The sequence below is a fragment of the Maricaulis maris genome (genome assembly GCF_036322705.1).
Classification (GTDB): Bacteria; Pseudomonadota; Alphaproteobacteria; order Caulobacterales; family Maricaulaceae; genus Maricaulis; species Maricaulis maris_B.
Map to the genome: position 1 here is coordinate 1,987,759 of NZ_AP027270.1, position 19,555 is coordinate 2,007,313.

The 19,555-nt window shown below is 64.8% G+C and carries 21 protein-coding genes; 15 read left to right on the forward strand and 6 right to left on the reverse strand.

The window, feature by feature from the left end:
• Positions 1 to 19: 19 nt before the first annotated feature.
• The gene (locus AAA969_RS09390) at positions 20 to 721 is read left to right on the forward strand and encodes a response regulator (protein ID WP_338245767.1); all 702 of its coding nucleotides are present in this window, start codon (positions 20 to 22) and stop codon (positions 719 to 721) included.
• 7 nt (positions 722 to 728) lie between these two features.
• Complete coding sequence (locus AAA969_RS09395) at positions 729 to 2,045, forward strand: ATP-binding protein (RefSeq protein ID WP_338245768.1); 1,317 nt, start codon at positions 729 to 731, stop codon at positions 2,043 to 2,045.
• Between the two features lie 266 nt (positions 2,046 to 2,311).
• On the opposite strand, the gene proC is transcribed toward AAA969_RS09395, so the two are convergent.
• From proC to AAA969_RS09410, 3 genes are all read right to left on the reverse strand, one after another.
• Positions 2,312 to 3,154, reverse strand: a complete 843-nt coding sequence (proC, locus tag AAA969_RS09400; RefSeq protein WP_338245769.1) for a pyrroline-5-carboxylate reductase — start codon at positions 3,152 to 3,154, stop codon at positions 2,312 to 2,314.
• An 8-nt stretch (positions 3,155 to 3,162) separates the two neighbouring features.
• On the reverse strand, positions 3,163 to 3,666 hold the full coding sequence (locus AAA969_RS09405) for a YbjN domain-containing protein (RefSeq protein ID WP_338245770.1): 504 nt from the start codon (positions 3,664 to 3,666) through the stop codon (positions 3,163 to 3,165).
• A gap of 98 nt (positions 3,667 to 3,764) precedes the next feature.
• Complete coding sequence (locus tag AAA969_RS09410; RefSeq protein ID WP_338245771.1) at positions 3,765 to 4,085, reverse strand: accessory factor UbiK family protein; 321 nt, start codon at positions 4,083 to 4,085, stop codon at positions 3,765 to 3,767.
• A 112-nt stretch (positions 4,086 to 4,197) separates the two neighbouring features.
• On the opposite strand from AAA969_RS09410, the gene lgt reads away from it, so the two are divergent.
• From lgt to AAA969_RS09475, 13 genes are all read left to right on the forward strand, one after another.
• Positions 4,198 to 5,079 carry a prolipoprotein diacylglyceryl transferase gene (gene lgt, locus AAA969_RS09415; RefSeq protein ID WP_338245772.1) on the forward strand — a complete coding sequence of 294 codons (882 nt, stop codon included), beginning with the start codon at positions 4,198 to 4,200 and terminating at the stop codon, positions 5,077 to 5,079.
• Positions 5,076 to 6,170, forward strand: coding sequence for a class I SAM-dependent methyltransferase (locus AAA969_RS09420; RefSeq protein ID WP_338245773.1), 1,095 nt, complete (start codon positions 5,076 to 5,078; stop codon positions 6,168 to 6,170). Before lgt ends, AAA969_RS09420 begins: the two co-directional genes overlap by 4 nt.
• A 71-nt stretch (positions 6,171 to 6,241) precedes the next feature.
• Positions 6,242 to 7,174 carry a ribose-phosphate pyrophosphokinase gene (locus AAA969_RS09425; RefSeq protein ID WP_338245774.1) on the forward strand — a complete coding sequence of 311 codons (933 nt, stop codon included), beginning with the start codon at positions 6,242 to 6,244 and terminating at the stop codon, positions 7,172 to 7,174.
• An 85-nt stretch (positions 7,175 to 7,259) separates the two neighbouring features.
• Positions 7,260 to 7,700 carry a hypothetical protein gene (locus AAA969_RS09430; protein WP_338245775.1) on the forward strand — a complete coding sequence of 147 codons (441 nt, stop codon included), beginning with the start codon at positions 7,260 to 7,262 and terminating at the stop codon, positions 7,698 to 7,700.
• Between the two features lie 173 nt (positions 7,701 to 7,873).
• Positions 7,874 to 8,521, forward strand: coding sequence for a 50S ribosomal protein L25/general stress protein Ctc (locus AAA969_RS09435; protein ID WP_338245776.1), 648 nt, complete (start codon positions 7,874 to 7,876; stop codon positions 8,519 to 8,521).
• A gap of 111 nt (positions 8,522 to 8,632) precedes the next feature.
• Positions 8,633 to 9,241 (forward strand): aminoacyl-tRNA hydrolase, encoded by a 609-nt coding sequence (gene pth, locus AAA969_RS09440; protein WP_338245777.1) that lies wholly within the window; start codon positions 8,633 to 8,635, stop codon positions 9,239 to 9,241.
• Positions 9,242 to 9,515: 274 nt separating this feature from the next.
• The gene (gene ychF, locus AAA969_RS09445; RefSeq protein ID WP_338245778.1) at positions 9,516 to 10,613 is read left to right on the forward strand and encodes a redox-regulated ATPase YchF; all 1,098 of its coding nucleotides are present in this window, start codon (positions 9,516 to 9,518) and stop codon (positions 10,611 to 10,613) included.
• A gap of 1 nt (position 10,614) precedes the next feature.
• Entirely contained in the window at positions 10,615 to 11,052 is a 438-nt protein-coding gene (locus tag AAA969_RS09450; protein ID WP_338245779.1) for a group III truncated hemoglobin, read from the forward strand.
• 91 nt (positions 11,053 to 11,143) lie between these two features.
• The gene (locus AAA969_RS09455) at positions 11,144 to 12,391 is read left to right on the forward strand and encodes a multidrug effflux MFS transporter (RefSeq protein ID WP_338245780.1); all 1,248 of its coding nucleotides are present in this window, start codon (positions 11,144 to 11,146) and stop codon (positions 12,389 to 12,391) included.
• Between the two features lie 64 nt (positions 12,392 to 12,455).
• The gene (locus AAA969_RS09460) at positions 12,456 to 13,619 is read left to right on the forward strand and encodes an MFS transporter (RefSeq protein WP_338245781.1); all 1,164 of its coding nucleotides are present in this window, start codon (positions 12,456 to 12,458) and stop codon (positions 13,617 to 13,619) included.
• Positions 13,620 to 13,732: 113 nt separating this feature from the next.
• Positions 13,733 to 14,611 (forward strand): enoyl-CoA hydratase-related protein, encoded by an 879-nt coding sequence (locus tag AAA969_RS09465; protein ID WP_338245782.1) that lies wholly within the window; start codon positions 13,733 to 13,735, stop codon positions 14,609 to 14,611.
• A gap of 41 nt (positions 14,612 to 14,652) precedes the next feature.
• On the forward strand, positions 14,653 to 15,216 hold the full coding sequence (locus AAA969_RS09470) for a hypothetical protein (RefSeq protein ID WP_338245783.1): 564 nt from the start codon (positions 14,653 to 14,655) through the stop codon (positions 15,214 to 15,216).
• Between the two features lie 93 nt (positions 15,217 to 15,309).
• Positions 15,310 to 16,788 carry an esterase/lipase family protein gene (locus AAA969_RS09475; RefSeq protein WP_338245784.1) on the forward strand — a complete coding sequence of 493 codons (1,479 nt, stop codon included), beginning with the start codon at positions 15,310 to 15,312 and terminating at the stop codon, positions 16,786 to 16,788.
• Here the strand turns inward: AAA969_RS09475 and AAA969_RS09480 are convergent.
• Genes AAA969_RS09480 through AAA969_RS09490 form a run of 3 tightly spaced genes read right to left on the reverse strand, consistent with a single transcriptional unit; the run spans position 16,785 to position 19,429 of the window.
• Positions 16,785 to 17,705, reverse strand: coding sequence for a PhzF family phenazine biosynthesis protein (locus AAA969_RS09480; RefSeq protein WP_338245785.1), 921 nt, complete (start codon positions 17,703 to 17,705; stop codon positions 16,785 to 16,787). The genes AAA969_RS09475 and AAA969_RS09480 overlap by 4 nt on opposite strands.
• A gap of 9 nt (positions 17,706 to 17,714) precedes the next feature.
• Positions 17,715 to 18,476 (reverse strand): ABC transporter permease, encoded by a 762-nt coding sequence (locus tag AAA969_RS09485; RefSeq protein WP_338245786.1) that lies wholly within the window; start codon positions 18,474 to 18,476, stop codon positions 17,715 to 17,717.
• Positions 18,473 to 19,429, reverse strand: a complete 957-nt coding sequence (locus AAA969_RS09490; protein ID WP_425325050.1) for an ABC transporter ATP-binding protein — start codon at positions 19,427 to 19,429, stop codon at positions 18,473 to 18,475. Before AAA969_RS09490 ends, AAA969_RS09485 begins: the two co-directional genes overlap by 4 nt.
• Positions 19,430 to 19,555: the final 126 nt, after the last annotated feature.

Here is a 19,555-nt window from a genome sequence, read left to right on the forward strand (position 1 = left end):
CGCAAAACGGCAGGACCCGATGGCCCAGACGCATGGTGATGACGCGCATATTCTCGTCGTCGATGATGACGATCGCATCCGCAACCTGCTCAAGCGTTTCCTGCAGGAACGCGGCTTTCGGGTGTCGACGGCTCCCAATGCCGACAAGGCCCTGTCGACCCTGAATTCCCTCGCCTTCGACCTGCTTGTTCTGGATGTGATGATGCCGGGCATGGACGGGTTCGAACTGACCGAAGCCGTCCGCAAGCGCGGTGAAACCCCGATTCTCCTGCTGACCGCCCGCGGCGACGCGGAAGATCGCATCAAGGGTCTCTCGCTGGGCGCCGACGACTACCTGCCCAAGCCCTTCGAGCCGGAAGAACTCGTCCTGCGCATCAATGCCATCCTGCGCCGGGCCAAGCCGGTCCAAGCCGCCATCCAGCGCGTCAGCTTCGGGCCCTGGAGTTTCGATATTGCCCGCGAGAGCCTGACCAATGACGGTGCCCCGGTGCGCCTCACGGGTGGCGAGGCGGCTCTGCTCGGCGCACTGGCAGCCTCGGCCGGGCAGACCGTGTCACGCCTGACCCTGTCGGAGCGGACCGGTGGCGGCGAACGCGCCGTCGACGTTCAGGTCACCCGCCTGCGCCGCAAGCTGGAAAGCGACCCCAAGGAACCGATGCACCTGCAGACCGTGCGCGGCGAAGGCTATCGCCTGCTCGCCGATCCCGTCTTCGAGGATTGAGCCCGGGATGTCGGTCTTCAAGCGCTTCCTGCCGAAAGGGCTGTTCGCCCGGACCCTGCTGATCATCGTCTTGCCGGTCGGCTTGATGCAGGTCGCCGTGGCCTGGTCCTTCTTCGAGGAACACTGGGAGACCGTCACCAGCCGCCTTTCCGAGGGCGTGGCCGGCGAAATCGCGATGGCGACCCGGCTGTATGAGGAGGAAGGCGGAGAGACACCGGCCTTCCAGCGCCATATCGAGACGGCGCTGGGAACGACCCGCCTTTCCATCGACTTCCGGCCCGGCGACACCCTGCCGACCTCGCGCCGGTCGTCCTTCTTCCGGACGCTCGACATCACCCTGCGCGAAGCGCTCTCGCAGCAGCTCGACAATGCCGTCTGGTTCGATACCACACGCTATCCCAGCTATGTCGATGTCCGCGTCCAGGTCGAGGGCGGTGTGCTCCGCTTCATCACGCCGCGCGACCGGGTGTTCGCGACAACGGGCCATATCTTTCTATTGTGGATCATCGGCGCGACGACGCTGCTGACCGCCGTCTCGGTCGTCTTCATCCGCAACCAGGTCAAGCCGATCCGCCGCCTCGCCGACGCCGCCGAGCAATTCGGCCGCGGTCAGGATGTGGCCCATTTCAAGCCGGCCGGCGCAACCGAGGTCCGCCAGGCCGCGCATGCCTTCCTCGAGATGCGGGCCCGCATCAAGCGTCACCTCGAACAACGCACCGCCCTTCTCGCCGGGGTCAGCCACGACCTGCGTACGCCGCTGACCCGGCTCAAGCTGCAGCTCGCCCTGATGCCGCAAACCAGCGAGACCGAGGATGCCCGCCGCGATCTCGACGAGATGGAAGCCATGCTCGACGAGTATCTCGAATTCGCCCGCGGCGAAGGCAGTGAAGAGACCGCCCGCACCGATCTGGTCGCGCTGACCCGCGACGTCGTCGAGGACGCCCGTCGCCAGGGTGGCGACATCCAGTTCGAAGCGAATGGGGAACACGATGCCGAGGTCCGCCCCGGCGCGGTCCGTCGCGCGCTCGCGAACCTGATTGGCAATGCCCAGAGCTTCGGCGATGTCGTCGCCGTGACGGTCGTACCGGCCGGATCTCGCGTCGAAATCCGGGTCGAGGATAACGGCCCGGGCATCCCGGAAGACCAGTATGCCGACGCGGTGAAACCGTTCAATCGCCTCGATGAAAGCCGCAATCAGAACCGCAAGGGCGTCGGCCTCGGCCTGGCCCTCGCCAGCGACGTCGCCCGCAGCCATGGCGGTGACATCCGGCTGGGCCGGTCGGAGCTGGGTGGGTTGATGGCGGTGATCAGCTTGCCGCGGTGACGGGCGGCCGGCATCCACCGCCAGTCCTTCCCATAAATCTCTTGTCTGCCAGCAGGCGAGCTGGGCTTCTTTTCGTTTCCATCACCCTCTCATTTTTCCCGGAGGCGCGCAGCGTCATCCGGGACCGAGGGGAGCCTCATCGCTTGCAGGACGGGTGAGTTGGTCCCGGCTCTCCGCCCCGCTTTTGCGGGGCTCCGGCCGGGAAAAATGTGTTTGGGTTTGCTGGGGCTTGGAGCGAAGTGGATGATCCCATCCAGGGGCCGGACCTAGCGCTTGCCCGGTTCCTGGCCCATCTGACGCGACCGGCGTTCCGCAGCGGCGACGGCCTGGCGGACCAGCTCTGGCAGTCCGCCTCCGCCCCCCATCAGCACATCGACAGCAGCCTGGGTCGTCCCGCCCGGCGACGTCACGGAGCGGCGGAGTTCCTGGGGGGATTTGCCGGACTTGGCCAGCAGGGCGCCCGCACCGATAATGGTTTCGCGGGCCAACTTGTCGGCCAGCTCGCGCGGCAGACCTTCGGCGAAGGCGGCACCGGCCAAGGCTTCGGCCAGCAGGAACACATAGGCCGGCCCCGAGCCGGAGACCGCGGTCACCGCGCCGATCATGCGCTCATCGCTGACCCATTCCACCGTGCCGGCCACCTTGAGGAGCCGGGTCACGGTTTTTTCCAGCGCTTCGCCGGCATCATTGGCGACACACACCGTCACGCCGGCCCCCACCGCGGCTGCGGTGTTCGGCATGGCGCGGATGATTGGACGGTCGCCAAGCGCCATCGACATGCGGTTGATGGTGACACCGGCCATGATCGAAATCACGCCGGTCGCCGCGGGAAGCCGGTCGGCAATCACCGCGCAGGCCTGCTCGAAAACCTGTGGCTTGACCGCAAAGACCACGAGGTCGAGCCCGGCCGCGGCGTCCGCCGTCAGTTCGGGCAGGACCGTGATACCCGACTGCGCCACCAGGTCCTGGACAACATCGCCCGGGTTCGGATCAATCACGACCAGATCGTCAGCCGTGATGCCACCGCGCTTGGTGCGCAGCCAGCCGGCCGCGAGCGCGCCCCCCATATTCCCGCCACCAATGAGCGCAATCCGAAAGCCTTGGGTCATGGACGGTGTCAGGCCTCGCCTGCTGTTTCAAACATTGCCGCAGCGGCGGCTTCCTCGACACCCTTGCCGCCCCAGACCAGGAAATGGAAGGCCGGATAAAAGCGCTCGCCGGCCTCGCGGGCGGCAGAAATCATGGCAGCGGCCTGCGAGGGCGAGACCGCCTCGCCATTGGGCAGGGAGATCGCATGCCGATAGACGATCGAGCCATCCTCGGCCCAGATGTCGAAATGGCCGAGCCAGAGTTTCTCGTTGAGGCGCGCGACCAGCTGGCAGACATCGGAGAAACGATTGGCCGGGACCTTGAGGTCGAGGCTGCCGCAAATGTGCAGCGCTTCCATATCCGGCCGCCAGGCGAACCAGATCTGGTGATCCCGCCAGGCCCCCGTCGCGGTCAGGTGAATCTCACCCGTCTCGTCGCGATCATAGGGATATTGCTCGGCGATGACCGCCTGTTCGACCGCATCGAGCGGATCGGTCACGGTCGGTGAAAATTCGTCTGACAGCAGGTCCATCAAAATGGCTCCATCGTCTGCGCGGCGACTCACACCGTTCAGAGCACGGTATGTCTGCGCCGCGTCAGGCGCAATTAAAAGCGCGTACGCGCGTTATCTCAGGATTTGGCCTTGGCAGCCTTGGCCTTTGCGGCCGTCTTGGAGGCCGTCTTCGAGGCCGCAGTCTTGGCGGCAGTCTTGGCCGCAGCTTCCAGCGCTGCAAGGCGCTCGGTCAGGGCGGCGATCTCGTCCTGCGAGGCATCAAGCGCAGACTTCACCGCGTCGAATTCCTCGCGTGTCACCAGATCCATCTCGGCGACCATGCGGTCAGCGCGGGCGCGGAAAACCGAGCGCGCCTCTTCGCCCATCGCTTGTGCCGCGCCGAAGGCGTCGGTCATGAGATCAGCAAAATCATTCAGAAGCGGGTTGCGCGTTTGCATCAAAGAAAGCCATTAGAGTGTACAACATCGCCTATATGCGGCCGCAGCCCGGAAAGCGCAACGCGCCGTTCCGTCACAGCTGCACCTCGCCAGACAATGAGCCGAGTATATCATGGAATACTGTCCGCCAAGCTTTGATCTGATCGACCCCATCCTGTTCACGATCGGACCGTTCGATCTGTTCGGGCTGGAATTGCGGTTCGACCTGCGCTGGTACGCCCTCGCCTACATCGCCGGACTGATGCTGGGCTGGCGCTATATGGTGGCCCTGTCGCGGCGCCCGGCGATGTGGAATCCGATCGGCACAAAGAAGCCGAAGGCACCGTTTACCGAGCCCCAGGTCGACGATCTCCTTATCTGGGCAACACTGGGCGTGATCGGCGGCGGACGGCTCGGTTTCGTCCTCTTCTACATGCCCGACATGATCTGGACCCGTCCCCAGGATATCATTCTGGGCATCACGGACGGCGGCATGTCCTTCCATGGCGGTCTGATCGGCGTATCGCTGGCACTGTGGTGGTTTGCCCGGGGCCAGAAACTCGACCTGATGCGGATCGCGGACGCGGCAGCCGTCGTGACCCCGATCGGGCTTTTCTTCGGCCGCCTGGCCAACTTCATCAATGGCGAACTTTGGGGGCGTCCGACCGACGTGCCCTGGGCGATGCGCTTTACCGGCGACCGTCTGTGCGAGCTGCGCCATCCCAGCCAGCTCTACGAGGCGGCGCTCGAAGGTCTTCTGCTCTTCACCATCATCAATGTGGCGACCTGGAAGTTCCGTTCACTGGAGAAACCCGGCTTCAATGCCGGCCTCTTCCTGCTCTTCTACGGCCTGTTCCGGACCTCGCTTGAGCAGGTCCGCGAGCCTGACCTCTACATGCCGGAAGCGCTGCGGGGCTACATCACCATGGGCATGTTGCTGTCGATCCCGATGATCATTGCCGGTGCCTGGTTGATTCACCGCGCCCTGAAAGCCACGACACCCGCCAAGTCATGATTGCCGAGACCCTCCGCGACCGGATCCGCAGTGGCGGACCGATGTCGATTGCCGCCTTCATGACGGAAGCGCTGTTTGATCCAAGTCATGGCTTTTACGCCACCAAGGACCCGATCGGGGCCGGTGCGGACTTCATCACGGCGCCGGAGATCAGCCAGATGTTCGGCGAGCTGATCGGCCTGGTGGCCGCACAGACCTGGCTCGACATGGGTCGCCCCGACGGCGTCAAGCTGATCGAGATGGGGCCGGGCCGTGGCACGATGATGGCTGATGCCCTGCGCGCGGCCCGTGCCGTGCCCGGCTTCATCGAGGCTGCCGAAATCGTCCTGATCGAGGCCAGCGCGGCCCTGAAGGCGGTTCAGGCCCAGACACTGGGCCCGACCGGCGCGCAAATCCGCTGGGTCGACCGGCTCGAGGCCGTTGCCCCAGGCCCGTCCATCATCCTTGGCAATGAATTCCTCGACTGTCTGCCGGTACGCCAGGCGGTTCGGCACAAGGGCACCTGGCATGAGCGCCTGGTCGGACTGGACCCGGAGGCGGAGGCGGAGAGCGGCTTCGTCTTCGTGCTGGGACCACCGCTGGGCGAAGACCTTGCACTGGTTCCCGAGCGGCTTCGGGAAGCGGGGGACGGCGCGCTGGTCGAGCTGCGCCCGGGTGATCGTCAGGTCGTCGACCAGCTCGCCGCCCGTTTCGCCGCCCATCCCGGCCGCGCACTGTTCATCGATTATGGTCCGGCAACCAGCGAGATCGGCGACACGCTGCAGGCCATCCGCGCTCATAAGAAACAACCACCCCTGCTTGATCCGGGAACCGCCGACCTGACCGCCCGCGTGGACTTTGAAAGCCTCGTTCTGGCAGCCCGGTCCGCCGGACTGACCGCCTATGGCCCCGAGCCACAAGGCGCCTGGCTGCTGGGATTGGGCCTTGAGACCCGTGCCGCTGCGCTCAGCCAGGCGCAGCCCGGCAAACGGTCACAGATCGCCCGCCAAATCTGGCGTCTGACAGATCAGGAGCAGATGGGCGAGCTGTTCAAACTGGTCTGCCTGGACGGTGGCGACCTGCCAATACCGCCCGGATTCTCCGCAGGCTGATCATTTCAGCTTCAATCACCGCGCGGCCTCTGTTAAGCAGCCCGCGTTTCCAAGACTCAGGGGTCGAAACGATGAAGCTGATGTCGGGCACCGCCAATCCGGACCTGTCCCGGTCCATCGCTGACTATCTCGACGCTCCGCTGACGGCCAGTCACATCGAGCGCTTTGCCGATGGCGAGATATTCGTACGCATCGACGAGAATGTCCGCGGCGAGGACGTTTTCATCCTGCAGTCGACCTCCTACCCGGCCAATGACCATCTGATGGAATTGCTGATCTGCATTGACGCGCTGGTGCGAGCGAGCGCGCGGCGGATCACGGCTGTCATCCCGTATTTCGGCTATGCCCGACAGGACCGCAAGACCGGCGGCCGGACGCCGATCTCGGCCAAGCTGGTGGCCAATCTGATCGCCAAGGCCGGCGCCGACCGTGTTCTGACCGTCGACCTCCATGCCGGTCAGATCCAGGGCTTCTTCGATATCCCGACGGACAACCTCTTCGCCACCAAGGTCATGGAGGCTGACATTCGCCGCCATTACGAGACCGACAACCTGCTGATCGTGTCGCCGGACGTCGGCGGCGTGGTGCGGGCGCGGGCGCTTGCCAAGCTGCTCGATGCCGAGATCGCCATTGTCGACAAGCGCCGCCCGAAGGCGGGTGTCGCCGAGGTGATGAATATCATCGGTGAAGTGGAAGGCCGTCGCTGCATCCTGTTCGACGACATGTGCGACAGTGGCGGCACACTGGTGAACGCGGCTGACGCCCTGCTCGACAAGGGCGCCGTCGAGGTGTCCGCCTATGTCACCCACGGCGTGCTGTCCAAGGACGCCCAGGGCCGGGTCGCCAAGTCTCGCCTGCGCGAGCTGGTGGTCACCGACTCGATCGTCCCTCCGCCCGGATCCACCGAGACGCCGAAAGTCCGCCGCCTCTCCGTGGCGCCGCTGCTCGGCGAAGCCATCCGCCGCATTGCCAATGACGAGTCGGTGTCGAAGCTGTTCGACTAAGCCGGGCAATATTGACAGTTACACGCCGGCCATGCTGCCTTTCCTGCCGGGATAAACGGGGCCTGCCGGGATAAACGGGGGTAGCATGATGCGGCGTGTCTGGATCATTCCAGTCGGCTTGCTGGCGAGCGCGTGCGCGAGCCAGGAGCTTGTTCATTTCGGCGGGACACTGAATCCGGTTGAGCGGCCTTCGCAGACGGTCGCGTGTCGGCAGGCCCAGCCCCGACTGGACGCGATTGAGCGCCGGGGCCCCGATTTCCCATCCGATCTCGTCTACTACCTGTTCATCAACCAGGGCACGAATATCCGTGCAGTGGTGATGAGCTACGACGTCACCGAAGACGGCACCACAGGCAATATCCGCTATGGTGGAGCGATCTCCGACCTCGACAACGGAACCAATCGCGACGCCACCCTGCCGGCGGCAAGGGCCATCGCCGACTGGACATTCGCCTGGTCGGATGGACCGGGCGCCCGCTTCGCAACCGGCTGTACGGCCCGGTTTGACTTCACCTTGCGCCAATAGGGACTGCGCACCAGGCGACAGGCGCTGCGACTTCCCGTGCAGCGCTGTTGCGTGGGGCGTTTGGATCGGCTATAGCCCGCCGCTCGAAAGAACACTGTGGCGTAACGCCTGGATAGATCGCCGCCCGCACTTACCCTGCTGGAGGCGGCGTTTGCATTTAAGGATCTGGACCGATGAGCTCCAACATCGTTCTCACCGTTGACGTTCGTGAAGGCACTGGCAAGGGCGCGGCTCGCGCTGCCCGCCGCGAAGACCTGGTCCCGGGCGTCGTCTATGGCGGCAAGCTCGGCCCGGTTTCGGTGAACCTGCGCGGCAATGAAATCCGCAAGGCCCTGCTCGGCGGCAACTTCCTGTCGCACATGATCGAGCTCGATCACGAAGGCAAGCGCCAGACGGTGATCGCCCGTGACATCCACTTCCACCCGGTCTCCGACAAGGCCATGCATATCGACCTGTTCCGTGTCGACGAAGACACCAAGATCAAGGTCAATGTGTCGGTGAACTTCATCAATGAAGACGCCTGCCCGGCTCTGAAGCGCGGTGGCGTGCTCAATATCGTGCGTCACGATGTCGAGCTGCTCTGCCCGGCCGGCTCGATTCCGGAATCGGTCGAAGTTGACCTGACCGGTCTGGATATCGGCGACTCGGTCCACATCTCATCGGTCAAGCTGCCCAAGGGCATGAAGCCGACCATCACGGATCGTGACTTCACCATCGCCACCCTGCAGGGTTCGCGCGCGGTCCTGACGGACGCCGAAGAAGACACCGATGCGACACCGGCCGAGCCGGAAGCCATCAAGCAGAAGGGTGACGAGGCCTAAGCCTTTTCCCTTTCAGCACTGGAATTCGAATCAGCGAGGCCACACCATGGCTTCGCTGATTTTGTATCCGGCTTGCCGATGTCCGGCCTTGAGATATGAGGAGCGCGCGCGATGATGATCCTGGCCGGGCTCGGCAATTACGAGCCGAAATACCTGCGCAACCGGCATAATGTCGGCTTCATGGCCCTCGACATCATCGCCCAGGCCTGGAGCGCCGGGCCGTGGCGCAAGCGCTTCCAGGGGCTGACGACCGAGATCACCATCGGCTCGAACAAGCTGCTGCTGCTCAAGCCGACCACCTTCTACAACAATGCCGGCCAGTCGGTCGGCGGCGCCGCGAGCTTCTACAGGGTCAAGCCGGAGGACATTGTGGTCTTCCATGACGAGCTCGACCTCGCACCGGGCAAATTCCGCATGAAGCTTGGCGGCGGCGCGGCCGGCAATAACGGCATCAAGTCGATCACCAGCCAGCTCGGACCGGACTTTCGCCGCGGCCGAATCGGTATCGGGCATCCCGGCGACCGCGGCCGCGTCACCGGCTATGTCCTGTCCGACTTTGCCAAGGCCGAGGAAGTGTGGCTGATCGACCTGCTGGACGCCATCGCCGGCTCGCTCGACCTGCTCGCCAATCGCGACTACGACGCCTTCCAGACCCGCGTGACGCACAAGGCGCCGGCGCCGGACGCCGTGAAGCGCGGCGGCCCTGACAGCGAGGACTGAGACGGGGTGGCATCGCCGCCTTGCGCTGCCCTCATTCTGTCATTCCGGACGGAGGTCAGGATGACAGCGGCAAACCGAGAAGACGCTCAAATCCCTGAGACACCCAGGTATCGCCCGGAAATCCCTCGCTTTGCTCGCCCCCTTCCACCTGACGCGTGCGCGTCGGCCCACCTCCCCCGCGAGCGGGGCCAGAAAAACCGCCACTGACTCCACAGTCGACCCCGCGCTGCATTCTTCTTATAAGGCGCGCTCGAACCAGTGAGGAAATCGCGCCATGGGATTCAAATGCGGCATCGTCGGGCTTCCGAACGTCGGCAAGTCCACCCTGTTCAACGCCCTGACCCAAACGGCTGCGGCGCAGGCGGCGAATTATCCCTTCTGCACGATCGAGCCGAATGTCGGTGATGTCGCCGTGCCCGAGCCGCGCCTGGCCAAGCTGGCCGAGATCGCCGGCTCGAAGGAAATCCTGCCGGCGCGGATGAATTTCGTCGATATCGCCGGCCTCGTCGAAGGCGCCTCCAAGGGCGAAGGCCTGGGCAATCAATTCCTCGCCAATATCCGCGAGACCGACGCCATCGCCTATGTGATGCGCTGTTTCGACGATGATGACGTCACCCATGTGAACAACAAGATCGACCCGCTCGCCGACCTCGAAACCGTCGAGACCGAACTGATGCTGGCGGATCTGGAAAGCCTGGAAAAGCGCAAGGCGGGTCTCGAGAAAAAGGCCAAGTCCGGTGACAAGGAAGCCAAGGCCACCCTCGCCCTGATCGAGGTGGCGCTGGAGCAGCTCAATGCCGGCAAGCCGGCCCGCTTTGCCGAGGTCGCCAAGGATGACCGCAAGGCCTGGCGCGCGCTGCAGCTGTTGACCACCAAGCCGGTCCTCTTCATCGCCAATGTCGATGAGGCCAGCGCCGGGACCGGCAATGCCTATTCCGAGATCGTCATGAAACGCGCCGCCGAGGAAGGCGCGCAAGCCGTTGTCATCTCGGCCAAGATCGAGAGCGAACTCGCCCTGCTCGAAAACGAGGAGCGCGACGAATACATGGAGGCGATCGGCCTCGAGGAACCCGGCCTCGACCGCCTGATCCACACCGGCTATTCGCTGCTCGGCCTGCAGACCTATTTCACCGCCGGCCCGAAAGAGGCCCGGGCGTGGACGATCCGCGAGGGCTGGACCGCGCCGCAGGCCGCCGGCGTCATCCATGGTGATTTCGAGAAGGGCTTCATCCGCGCCGAAACCATCGCCTATGAGGACTATGTCGCCTGCGGCGGTGAAGGCCCGGCCAAGGAAGCCGGCAAGATGCGGGCGGAAGGCAAGGAGTACATCGTCAAGGACGGCGACGTGCTGCACTTCCGCTTCAACGTCTAGGGTGGTCGACGCCAGTCGCATCAGCCAGGCCCGCCAGACGGCCCGTTCCGAAGCTGCCGCGATGGGGATCACGCCGGAGCAGATCTCTGATCTGGTGGAAACCTTCTACGGCCATGTCCGGGAAGATGCGATGCTCGGCCCGGTCTTTGCCGACGCCATCGCGGGCGATTGGGAGCCGCATCTGGCGACCATGAAACGCTTCTGGTCGGCACTGGTCTTTCATGATGGCGGCTATCAGGGCCGCCCGATGCCAGCCAATGTGAAGCTCAAACCGCAGATCTCGCCCGCTCATTTCGAAAGATGGCTGGCGCTGTTCGGGCAGACGCTTGACGAAATCGGCGCCACGCCCGCCGCAAAGACCGCCCTTCTCGAGCGCGCCAACCGCATTGCAGCCAGCTTCCAGGCCCATCTTTTCCACGATCCATACGAAAACGCCTGAACCGGCATTCAGCCACGAGACTTGCGCTCGAGCCTCCAAAGTCGCATTTCACCCGCTCGGCACCTCTCCGTGCCGGCTCCCGGAGTGACCCATGTCCCAGCCCCAGGCCCAGCTCAAGCTGGCGAACGGCGACGCGCTGCCGTTATCGCTCAAGGAACTTGTCGCCCTGCTTGTCGCCATGACCGCCGTCGTGGCCCTGGCCATCGACATGATGCTCCCGGCGCTCGACGATATTGCCGGCGATCTCGGCGTGCTGCACGCCAATGACCAGCAGTTTGTCATCGGCATCTATCTGACCGGCTTCGGGGTCGCGCAGCTTCTCTACGGCCCCCTCTCGGACCGCTTCGGACGCAAGCTGGTCATTCAGGCGGCGCTGGCCTTTTTCATCCTGACCAGCCTGATCTGCACCCTCACCCCGACCTTCGAGCTGCTGCTGGTCGCACGCTTCTTCCAGGGTGCGGCAGCGGCGGCCTGCCGCGTGATTGCCACGGCGATCGCCCGCGACCTGACCTCCGGTCGCCGGATGGCCGAAGTGATGTCGATGGTGATGACAGCCTTCATGGCGGTCCCGGTGCTGGCACCGATGCTGGGTCAGGCCATCCTGATGGTCGCGCCCTGGCGCTGGATCTTTGCCTTCCTGATGCTGTTCGGCCTCGGCCTGATGGTGTGGCTGCATGTGCGCCTGCCGGAGACCCTGCATCCCGAATTCCGCGTCCGTCTGCGCGTGAAGCCCCTGCTGGCCGCATTCCGCGAAACCGTGAGCCATCGCCTGATGCTGGGCTATACGCTCGCTGGCGCCCCCTTCTTCGGTGGCCTGTACGGTTTCCTCGGCAGTTCACAGCAGATCTTCGTCGGCCATTTCGGCCTGTCCGACGAGGCCTTCCCCTTCGCCTTTGCCGCCATTGCCGGCGGGATCGGCCTGTCGAGCTATGCCAATTCACGCCTTGTGAGACGCCTCGGCCAGCGCCGCCTGTCGCACGGCGCGCTGATCGCCTTCACCACCATCTCTGCTGTCCACGCGGCGGTGCTGATGAGCGGCATGGACAATTTCGTCCTCTTCCTCGTCCTGCTCGCCGCCGCCATGGCCTTCCTCGGCCTGATCGCCGCCAACTTCTCGGCCCTGGCGCTGGAACCCGTTGGCCACATCGCGGGGACGGCCTCGGCGGTCTATGGCTTTGTCACCGGCGTCGTCGGCGCAGCCATCGGCAGCTATGTCGGCCAACTCTATAACGGCACCGCGACCCCGCTGATCGTCAGCCAGGCGCTGATGGCCGCGACCGCACTGGTCATCGTTATCGTGACCGAGCGCGGCAAGCTCTTCCAGACCGGCGAGGACTGAGCGCGACTGGACTTTGCGGCGATCCGCGTCATGTCACACAGTGGTGCGATCGGGGACAACCGGCATGAACCTTCGCCTTCTCAGCCTTGCCTTCGCGCCCTTCGCCTTTGGAACGAGCGCCTTCGTCTTCGTCGGCCTGATCGATCCGATGGCGGTTGACCTGCAGGTGGGTGTGCCGATGGTCGGCCAGTTGCAGACCGTATTCGCGGTCGCCTGCGGCCTTGGCGGCCCCATCCTGGCGCGTCTGCTGGGTGGTTTTGACCGCAAGCGTCTCTTGATGATGGTTCTGGCCGGTCTGGTCCTGCTCAACATCGCCACCGCCCTGGTCAGCGATTTTCAGGCAATTGCCGCGATCCGCTTTGCCGGTGGCCTGTTCGCCGCACTGACCCTGCCGCTCGCCTCGACCATCGCGGCCACACTGGTCCCCGAGGCGAAGCGACCGGAGGCATTCGCGACCGTGCTGGCCGGCTATACCCTGGCCTTCCTGGTCGGACTGCCCGCCGGCAGCGTGCTGGGCGATGCCTTTGGCTGGCAGGCGGCGTTCTGGTTTGGCGCCGTGATCTGCGCTCTGGCCCTGGTCATCATTGCCCTGGTCACGCCGGGCAATATCCAGGCGCCGTCACTCAGCGGTGTCAGCTTCAAGGCAGCGCTGCGCGGCGACAATGTCCGCCTGATGATGATCACCATGCTGGGCTTCCTCGCGACCTTCAGCACCATTGCCTATATCGGGCCGGTGATCACCGAGACGACCGGCATTACCGGCGCCGGAATTGGCGGGGTCCAGCTGGCGACCGGGGTGGGCAGCCTGCTCGGCTTGCCCGCCGGGGCGATGTTCGCCCGCCTGCCCGCGCGGCGCGCGCTGGCCGGCCTGCTCTCGATGACACTGGCCATGCAGGTCCTTTTCAGCCTCGGCATGATGCTCGAGCTGGGCGCCGCGGCGCTCCCCCTCCTGGTCCTGGTGATGTCGCTGGGCCCTGCGGCGCTGTTCGCCTGCTCCCCGGTCATCCAGACGCGGCTGGCCCGCTCCGCCGGTCCCGCCGCCACCCTTGCCTTCGCGCTGAACGGCTCGATGATCTTCTTCGGTCAGGGCCTGGGGGCGAGCGCGGGCGGTCTCACAATCGCCCACGCCGGGCTGGCCTGGGTCGGGATCGCGGGGGCGTGTGCCGCCGCCATCGGGCTGTTGGTGATCTGGAGCCTGCGCCCGCCGGTGCCGGCTGCCGGAAGCTAGGGCCAGAGCCGGCCCTGCGTCACACCGCCAGCGCTGCCGCGCACCTGCGACTGGCCTCCCCGGGCATTCCACCCCATCATGCCGCAAAAGCCTGACGCATGAGGGGAGCCAGCTTGGCCTATTCGAATATCAAATACGCCGTCGAAGACCGGGTCGCGACGATCACGCTGAACCGGCCGCACCGGCTGAATGCCTTCACCTACGAGATGGGCGACGAGATCATTGATGCGCTTGACCATGCAGACGGTGACGACGCGGTCCGGGCGATCATCTTTACCGGTGAGCCACCGGCCTTCTGTGCCGGCGCTGACCTGTCGACCGGAGCCGAGACTTTCAACATGGTCAGCCAGGCGCAGGAGAGCGGGGCGTTCGACGAGACCGACCCGAAATGGCGCGATCGCGGCGGCATTCTCAACCTGCGCATCTGGAACACGCTGAAACCGGTCATCGGCGCGGTGAATGGTGCGGCTGTCGGGATCGGCGCGACGATGATCCTGCCGATGGATATCCGCCTCGCCTCGATGGACGCCAAATTCGCCTATCCCTTCGCCAAGCGCGGCATTGTCTGGGATGGCTGTGCGAGCTGGTTCCTGCCGCGCGTGGTGGGCATCTCGACGGCGATGGACTGGGGCCTGACCGGCCGCACCTTCTCGGCCGCCGAGGCCTTCGAGGCGGGCCTGGTGGCACGGGTGGTACCGGCAGATGACCTGATGGCGGAAGCGCGCGAGCGGGCCCGCCTCATCGCGGAGCGCTGCGCCCCGGTCTCCGTCGCCATGATGCGGCGCATGGCCTGGCGCATGCAGGGCGCCGCCCACCCGATGGAGGCCCATCGCGTCGAAAGCCTTGGCATCCTGCATGCCGGCATGGGCGAGGACGCCAAGGAGGGGGTGATGTCCTTCCTCGAGAAACGCGCGCCTGATTTCCCGATGAAAGTCTCCACCGACCTGCCGGCCTGGCATCCCTGGTGGGACGCATCGGACGACGCCTACTGAGGACTGGCCATGTGGCCACCCGCTGCCGGAGGAAGACGGTCATGAAGCATGGATCAAAGCCGGGCCCGGGCTATTATCTTGCCTTCATCCTGATCGGGCCGCTGACCTACCTCGCCCATGAGTTCGGGCATTGGGCCGGCGGCGAAGCGGTCGGCGTCGACATGTGGATGAGCCTGAACAAGGCGGGCCCCGTCGCGGGCAGCCTGCCGGGCGCGTTCGAGGCCCTGATCATCGCCGCCTCCGGTCCCGTGGTCACCCTGATCATTGCGGTTCTGGCCTATATCATGGCCGCGGCGCGACGCTCCCTTTTCGCCTACGGCATCCTCTATTTCCAGTTCATGTTCCGACTGGCCGCGGGCGGCATCACGCTGGCCGGCAATCACCCCAATGACGAGGCCGCAGTCGGGGTGATGCTGGGTATCGGGCCTTATGTGCTGACGCTCGGCGTCAGCCTGGTCCTGCTGGCCATGACCTGGGACATCGCCCGCCGCCTCCGCCCCGGACTGCTGGCCAACATCGCAGGCTATGCGCTCAGCAGTCTTGTCATCACTGGCTTCGTACTGGGAGATGGGCTGCTCCGCGGCGCCGACCTTCGTCTGCTCTAGCGGTCGCCGCTCCACGCCGAAGCGGTCGCAAGATCCAATCTGTCCAACTCGCGCCTTGAGTGATATTCTCTGGTTCATAAACCGGAGATTGCCATGACGAACCACGTTCTTCTGATCCATGGCTGGAGCGCCAGCGACAAGTCCATGGCCAAGGTTGGCGAGTTGCTGGCGACTCATGGCTACCAGACGCAGGACGTCTTCCTCGGTGGTTATCCATCAATGGATGATGATGTGCGGATCGAGGACTCGGGCCGCCGTCTGCACGTCGTTGTGGCGGAGATGCAGGCCGCCGGGACCCTGCCGGCCAGCTTCCATGTGGTTGTCCATTCGACAGGGGCGCTGGTCGCACGCTGGTGGCTGGCGGAGTATTTTCCCGATGGCGACGCACCGGTCGCCAACTTCCTGATGCTGGCCCCGGCCAATTTCGGCTCGCCCCTGGCCACGATCGGACGCTCGACGCTTGGACGCCTGACCAAGGGCTTCACCAATGGCTTCCAGACCGGGACGAACTTCCTCAACGCACTCGAGCTCGCCTCGAAATTCCAGGAATCCCTCACCCTGCGCGACCGCCTGAGCGAGGACGGGGCGACCAACAGCCCCTTCTCGGAGGATGGCACCCGTCCCTATGTCATCGTCGGCGCAGACCCGATCTTCGGGACGGGCGTCCTCGGCGAGAAAGCCTGGGACGGGACAGTCCGTATCTCCACCGCCAATATCGATCCGCGCGGGGTCACCGTCGATTTCACCAAGGGCTCGATCCTGGAACCGGAATTCCGCGCCTGGACCCGGCGCGGCCCGGAGGACACGCCCTTCGCCGCGATCCCGGATCGCAGCCATCTGACCATCCTCAAACCCGCCGCCAAGGAAAGCGCGTCCAAAGACGCGATTGTCTCGGAACGGCTCGCCAAGCTGATCCTGCAGGCACTGGCGACCCAGTCGGCCGCCGCCTATCGCGCCGTCGCCGAAGACTGGGCCGAGGTATGTCTGGAGACCCGCAAGCTGGCCCAGGACGGGGAAGTCGCCGATGCACTGCGCAAACGCATACTCGGCCGCGCCAGTGCCGACGGCAGCCGGTTCCGCGAATTCTACCAGATCGTTGTCGAGGCGGTGGATGACAGCGGCCTGCCGGTCGATGATTTCTCGATCTGGCTGACCGCCCCGAAAAAGGCCAAGGAGACCCAGTTCAAGGCGGGGAACAATGTCACCCAGGTCGAGATCGACGCCCAGCTCTCGCTGATCCAGGACCGGCATGTGAACACCTGCCACAAGAACCGGCTATCGCTGCATGTTGATCGCCGCGAACTGCTCGCCAACTTCCTGCGCGACCGTATTCCGCCGAGCTATGAAGCCTCGCTGGCGGCCGGCATCACCGCCGCCTCACCGGGCAAGCGGGTGGGTTATTTCGATATTGACGGCAAGGAACACAGCGCACTGATCCGGCTGCGCGCCCTCGAGCCGGGGGATGAGGAGAAGGGAAAGCGCTTCCTGCGGCGCTACACCACCCACTTCATCCGCGTGATCCTGCCGCGCGTGACCAGCGATGATGTGTTCACGGTGCGCACGCTGCGCTAGCCGAGATCGCCGGTGAAGAGCGTGCCCTCGGCAATCTTCACCGCATCACCGCCCAGCATGAGATCGGTCAGCTTGCCGGCCTCATGCTTGAGACGGAGCCGGATCAGGCTGGGTCGTCCCATCTCGACGCCCTGGTAGATGTCGACGCCATGCTCGCCCTCGCCCAGGCCGCCCTGCTCACTGATCAGGCCGGCAAAGGCGGCGGCGGCACTGCCGGTTGCCGGGTCTTCGACAATGCCGAGATGCGGGCCGAACATGCGTGCGCGCCAGTCGGTCGTGTGCTCGGTCAGGGTCGCCTTGGCGACCACGAGTGCGCAAACCGGCTCATCGCCGCCAAACACATCCTCGAAAGCCGCCAGGTCCAGCGTGATCGCGGACAGGCGCGCCGGATCGCGGATCGGCACGATGGCGAAGGGCACGCCCGCCGACCAGACGCCACCGAGGATCGGCGTGTCCAGCAAGTCTCCGGTCTGCAGCCCCAGCGCCGCGGCGATCGCGGCATAGTCCGGTAATTCCCCGACCTGTTCCGGCAGTTTGGGCGCGAAGAAGCGAGCCGAGCCGTGGCGCTCCGAATTGGCGCGGCCATCGGCGGTCACATCGCCGACGGTCTCCTCCAGCACGAAGCGCTTGCGCTGGCCGGGCGCGGCACCGCTGGCCAGGGTCAGCGCGACGGTGGCGCCGATCGTCGGGTGCCCGGCGAAGGGCAATTCCTCGCGCGGGGTGAAGATGCGCAAGCCGTAATCCGCGTCGCGGCCCCGCGGTTCGGTGATGAAGACCGTCTCGGACAGGTTGAACTCACCGGCGATGGCCTGCATGGAAACCGCATCGAGATCATCCGCGCCAAAGACCACAGCCAGCGGATTTCCCGCCAGCGCCTGGTCGGTGAAGACGTCGAAAATGGCGTATCGGTGGGTCATCAATGGGCCTTACGTCTTGAGCCGGTAGCCGGTCTTGAACATCCGCCAGACGATGAAGAGGCAGAGCGCAAAGAAGCCGACGATCGCCGCAAGCGAGATACCGATATCGACATCGGCGACTCCATAAAAGCTCCAGCGGAAGCCACTGATCAGATAGACGACCGGGTTGAACAGCGTCACCGTCTGCCAGAAGGGTGGCAGGACGGAGATCGAATAGAAACTGCCACCCAGGAAGGTCAGCGGCGTCACGATCAGCATCGGCACGATGTTGAGCTGTTCGAAATTATCGGCCCAGATGCCGATGATGAAGCCGAACAGCGAGAAGGTCACCGCCGTCATGACCAGGAAGGCCAGCATCACAAAGGGGTGCTGGATTTCAAGCGGCACGAAGAACGAGGCCGTGGTCAAGACGAGCACGCCCAGCACCAGCGACTTGCTCGCTGCCGCGCCAACGAAGCCGATCACGATCTCGACCGCCGAGATCGGCGCCGACAGAAGCTCGTAGACCGTGCCGTTGAACTTGGGGAAGTAGATGCCGATGGCCGCATTGGAGACCGACTGCATCAGGATCATCATCATGATCAGGCCGGGCACGATGAAGGCACCATAGCCGACGCCGTCGATCGATTCCATGCGCGATCCGATGGCGGCCCCGAAGACGACGAAATAGAGCGAGGTCGAGATCACGGGCGCCAGGATGGACTGCATCAGCGTCCGCCCCGTGCGGGCCATTTCGGCCTTGTAGATGGTCAGTGCGCCGCGCCAGTTCATGATGCGCCTCCCACGAGGTCGACAAAGATTTCCTCGAGCGAGCTCTGCCGCGTCTCGAGATCCCGGACCGAGACACCAGCCGCATTGAGATTGCTCAGCAATGTGGTGATCCCGGTACGGCCGGACTGCGTGTCATAGTCGAAATGCAGGGCATGCCCGTCCTCGGCAAGGCTGAGCCCCTCAACCGCAATGGCCGCGGGCAGGCTCGAGAGCGGTTCGGCGAGCTGCAGGGTGAGCGTCTTGCGACCGAGCTTGGCCATCAGGGTCGCGGTCTCCTCGACCAGCACGATCTCGCCCTGGCGGATCACGCCGACCCGGTCGGCCATTTCCTCGGCCTCCTGGATGTAGTGCGTGGTGAGGATGATGGTCTTGCCGCGCTGGCGCAGCTTCTCGACCACCTGCCACATGCCCTGGCGCAGTTCGACATCGACACCGGCGGTCGGCTCGTCGAGGAAGAGAATGTCGGGATCATGCGACAGCGCCTTGGCAATCATCACCCGGCGCTTCATGCCACCGGACAGGGCCCGCATCTGGCTGTCCCGCTTGTCCCAGAGGGACAGATCCCTGAGCACCTGCTCGACATAGGCGGGATCGGCCGGCTTGCCGAACAGGCCGCGCGAATAGGCGACCGCATCCTTCACCTTGGTGAACATGTCGATCGACATTTCCTGCGGCACCAGACCGATGCGCGCGCGGGTGTGGCGGAAGTCACCCTTGATGTCGTGACCGAAGACCCGGACCGAGCCGGAGGAGGCATTGACCAGGCCGCAAATAATCCCGATCAGCGTCGTCTTGCCGGCACCGTTCGGGCCCAGCAGGGCAAAGATTTCGCCCTTGCGGATGTCGAGATTGACGGTCTTGAGCGCGGTAAAACCGCCGGCATAGGTCTTGGAGATCCCGTCAATCGACAGGACGACCGGGTCGGCAGCCTCGGACGGTGCGGCGTTTGGCATGTCGAGGTCAGCTTTCTTCAATGGCAGGCACGCGCCCGACGTCAGACCGCAAAAGTGGCGGATCGCCGCGAGAATTCAAGGCGCGGGGCCGCATGAGGCGGTGGGAAACGGCCGACCGGACCTTGT

Coding starts and splice junctions, on each gene's coding strand:
- AAA969_RS09390 (WP_338245767.1), top strand. CDS start 20: ATGGCCCAGACGCATGGTGATGACGCGCATATTCTCGTCGTCGATGAT.
- AAA969_RS09395 (WP_338245768.1), top strand. CDS start 729: ATGTCGGTCTTCAAGCGCTTCCTGCCGAAAGGGCTGTTCGCCCGGACC.
- proC (WP_338245769.1), bottom strand. CDS start 3,154: ATGACCCAAGGCTTTCGGATTGCGCTCATTGGTGGCGGGAATATGGGG.
- AAA969_RS09405 (WP_338245770.1), bottom strand. CDS start 3,666: ATGGACCTGCTGTCAGACGAATTTTCACCGACCGTGACCGATCCGCTC.
- AAA969_RS09410 (WP_338245771.1), bottom strand. CDS start 4,085: ATGCAAACGCGCAACCCGCTTCTGAATGATTTTGCTGATCTCATGACC.
- lgt (WP_338245772.1), top strand. CDS start 4,198: ATGGAATACTGTCCGCCAAGCTTTGATCTGATCGACCCCATCCTGTTC.
- AAA969_RS09420 (WP_338245773.1), top strand. CDS start 5,076: ATGATTGCCGAGACCCTCCGCGACCGGATCCGCAGTGGCGGACCGATG.
- AAA969_RS09425 (WP_338245774.1), top strand. CDS start 6,242: ATGAAGCTGATGTCGGGCACCGCCAATCCGGACCTGTCCCGGTCCATC.
- AAA969_RS09430 (WP_338245775.1), top strand. CDS start 7,260: ATGATGCGGCGTGTCTGGATCATTCCAGTCGGCTTGCTGGCGAGCGCG.
- AAA969_RS09435 (WP_338245776.1), top strand. CDS start 7,874: ATGAGCTCCAACATCGTTCTCACCGTTGACGTTCGTGAAGGCACTGGC.
- pth (WP_338245777.1), top strand. CDS start 8,633: ATGATGATCCTGGCCGGGCTCGGCAATTACGAGCCGAAATACCTGCGC.
- ychF (WP_338245778.1), top strand. CDS start 9,516: ATGGGATTCAAATGCGGCATCGTCGGGCTTCCGAACGTCGGCAAGTCC.
- AAA969_RS09455 (WP_338245780.1), top strand. CDS start 11,144: ATGTCCCAGCCCCAGGCCCAGCTCAAGCTGGCGAACGGCGACGCGCTG.
- AAA969_RS09460 (WP_338245781.1), top strand. CDS start 12,456: ATGAACCTTCGCCTTCTCAGCCTTGCCTTCGCGCCCTTCGCCTTTGGA.
- AAA969_RS09470 (WP_338245783.1), top strand. CDS start 14,653: ATGAAGCATGGATCAAAGCCGGGCCCGGGCTATTATCTTGCCTTCATC.
- AAA969_RS09475 (WP_338245784.1), top strand. CDS start 15,310: ATGACGAACCACGTTCTTCTGATCCATGGCTGGAGCGCCAGCGACAAG.
- AAA969_RS09480 (WP_338245785.1), bottom strand. CDS start 17,705: ATGACCCACCGATACGCCATTTTCGACGTCTTCACCGACCAGGCGCTG.
- AAA969_RS09485 (WP_338245786.1), bottom strand. CDS start 18,476: ATGAACTGGCGCGGCGCACTGACCATCTACAAGGCCGAAATGGCCCGC.
- AAA969_RS09490 (WP_425325050.1), bottom strand. CDS start 19,429: ATGCCAAACGCCGCACCGTCCGAGGCTGCCGACCCGGTCGTCCTGTCG.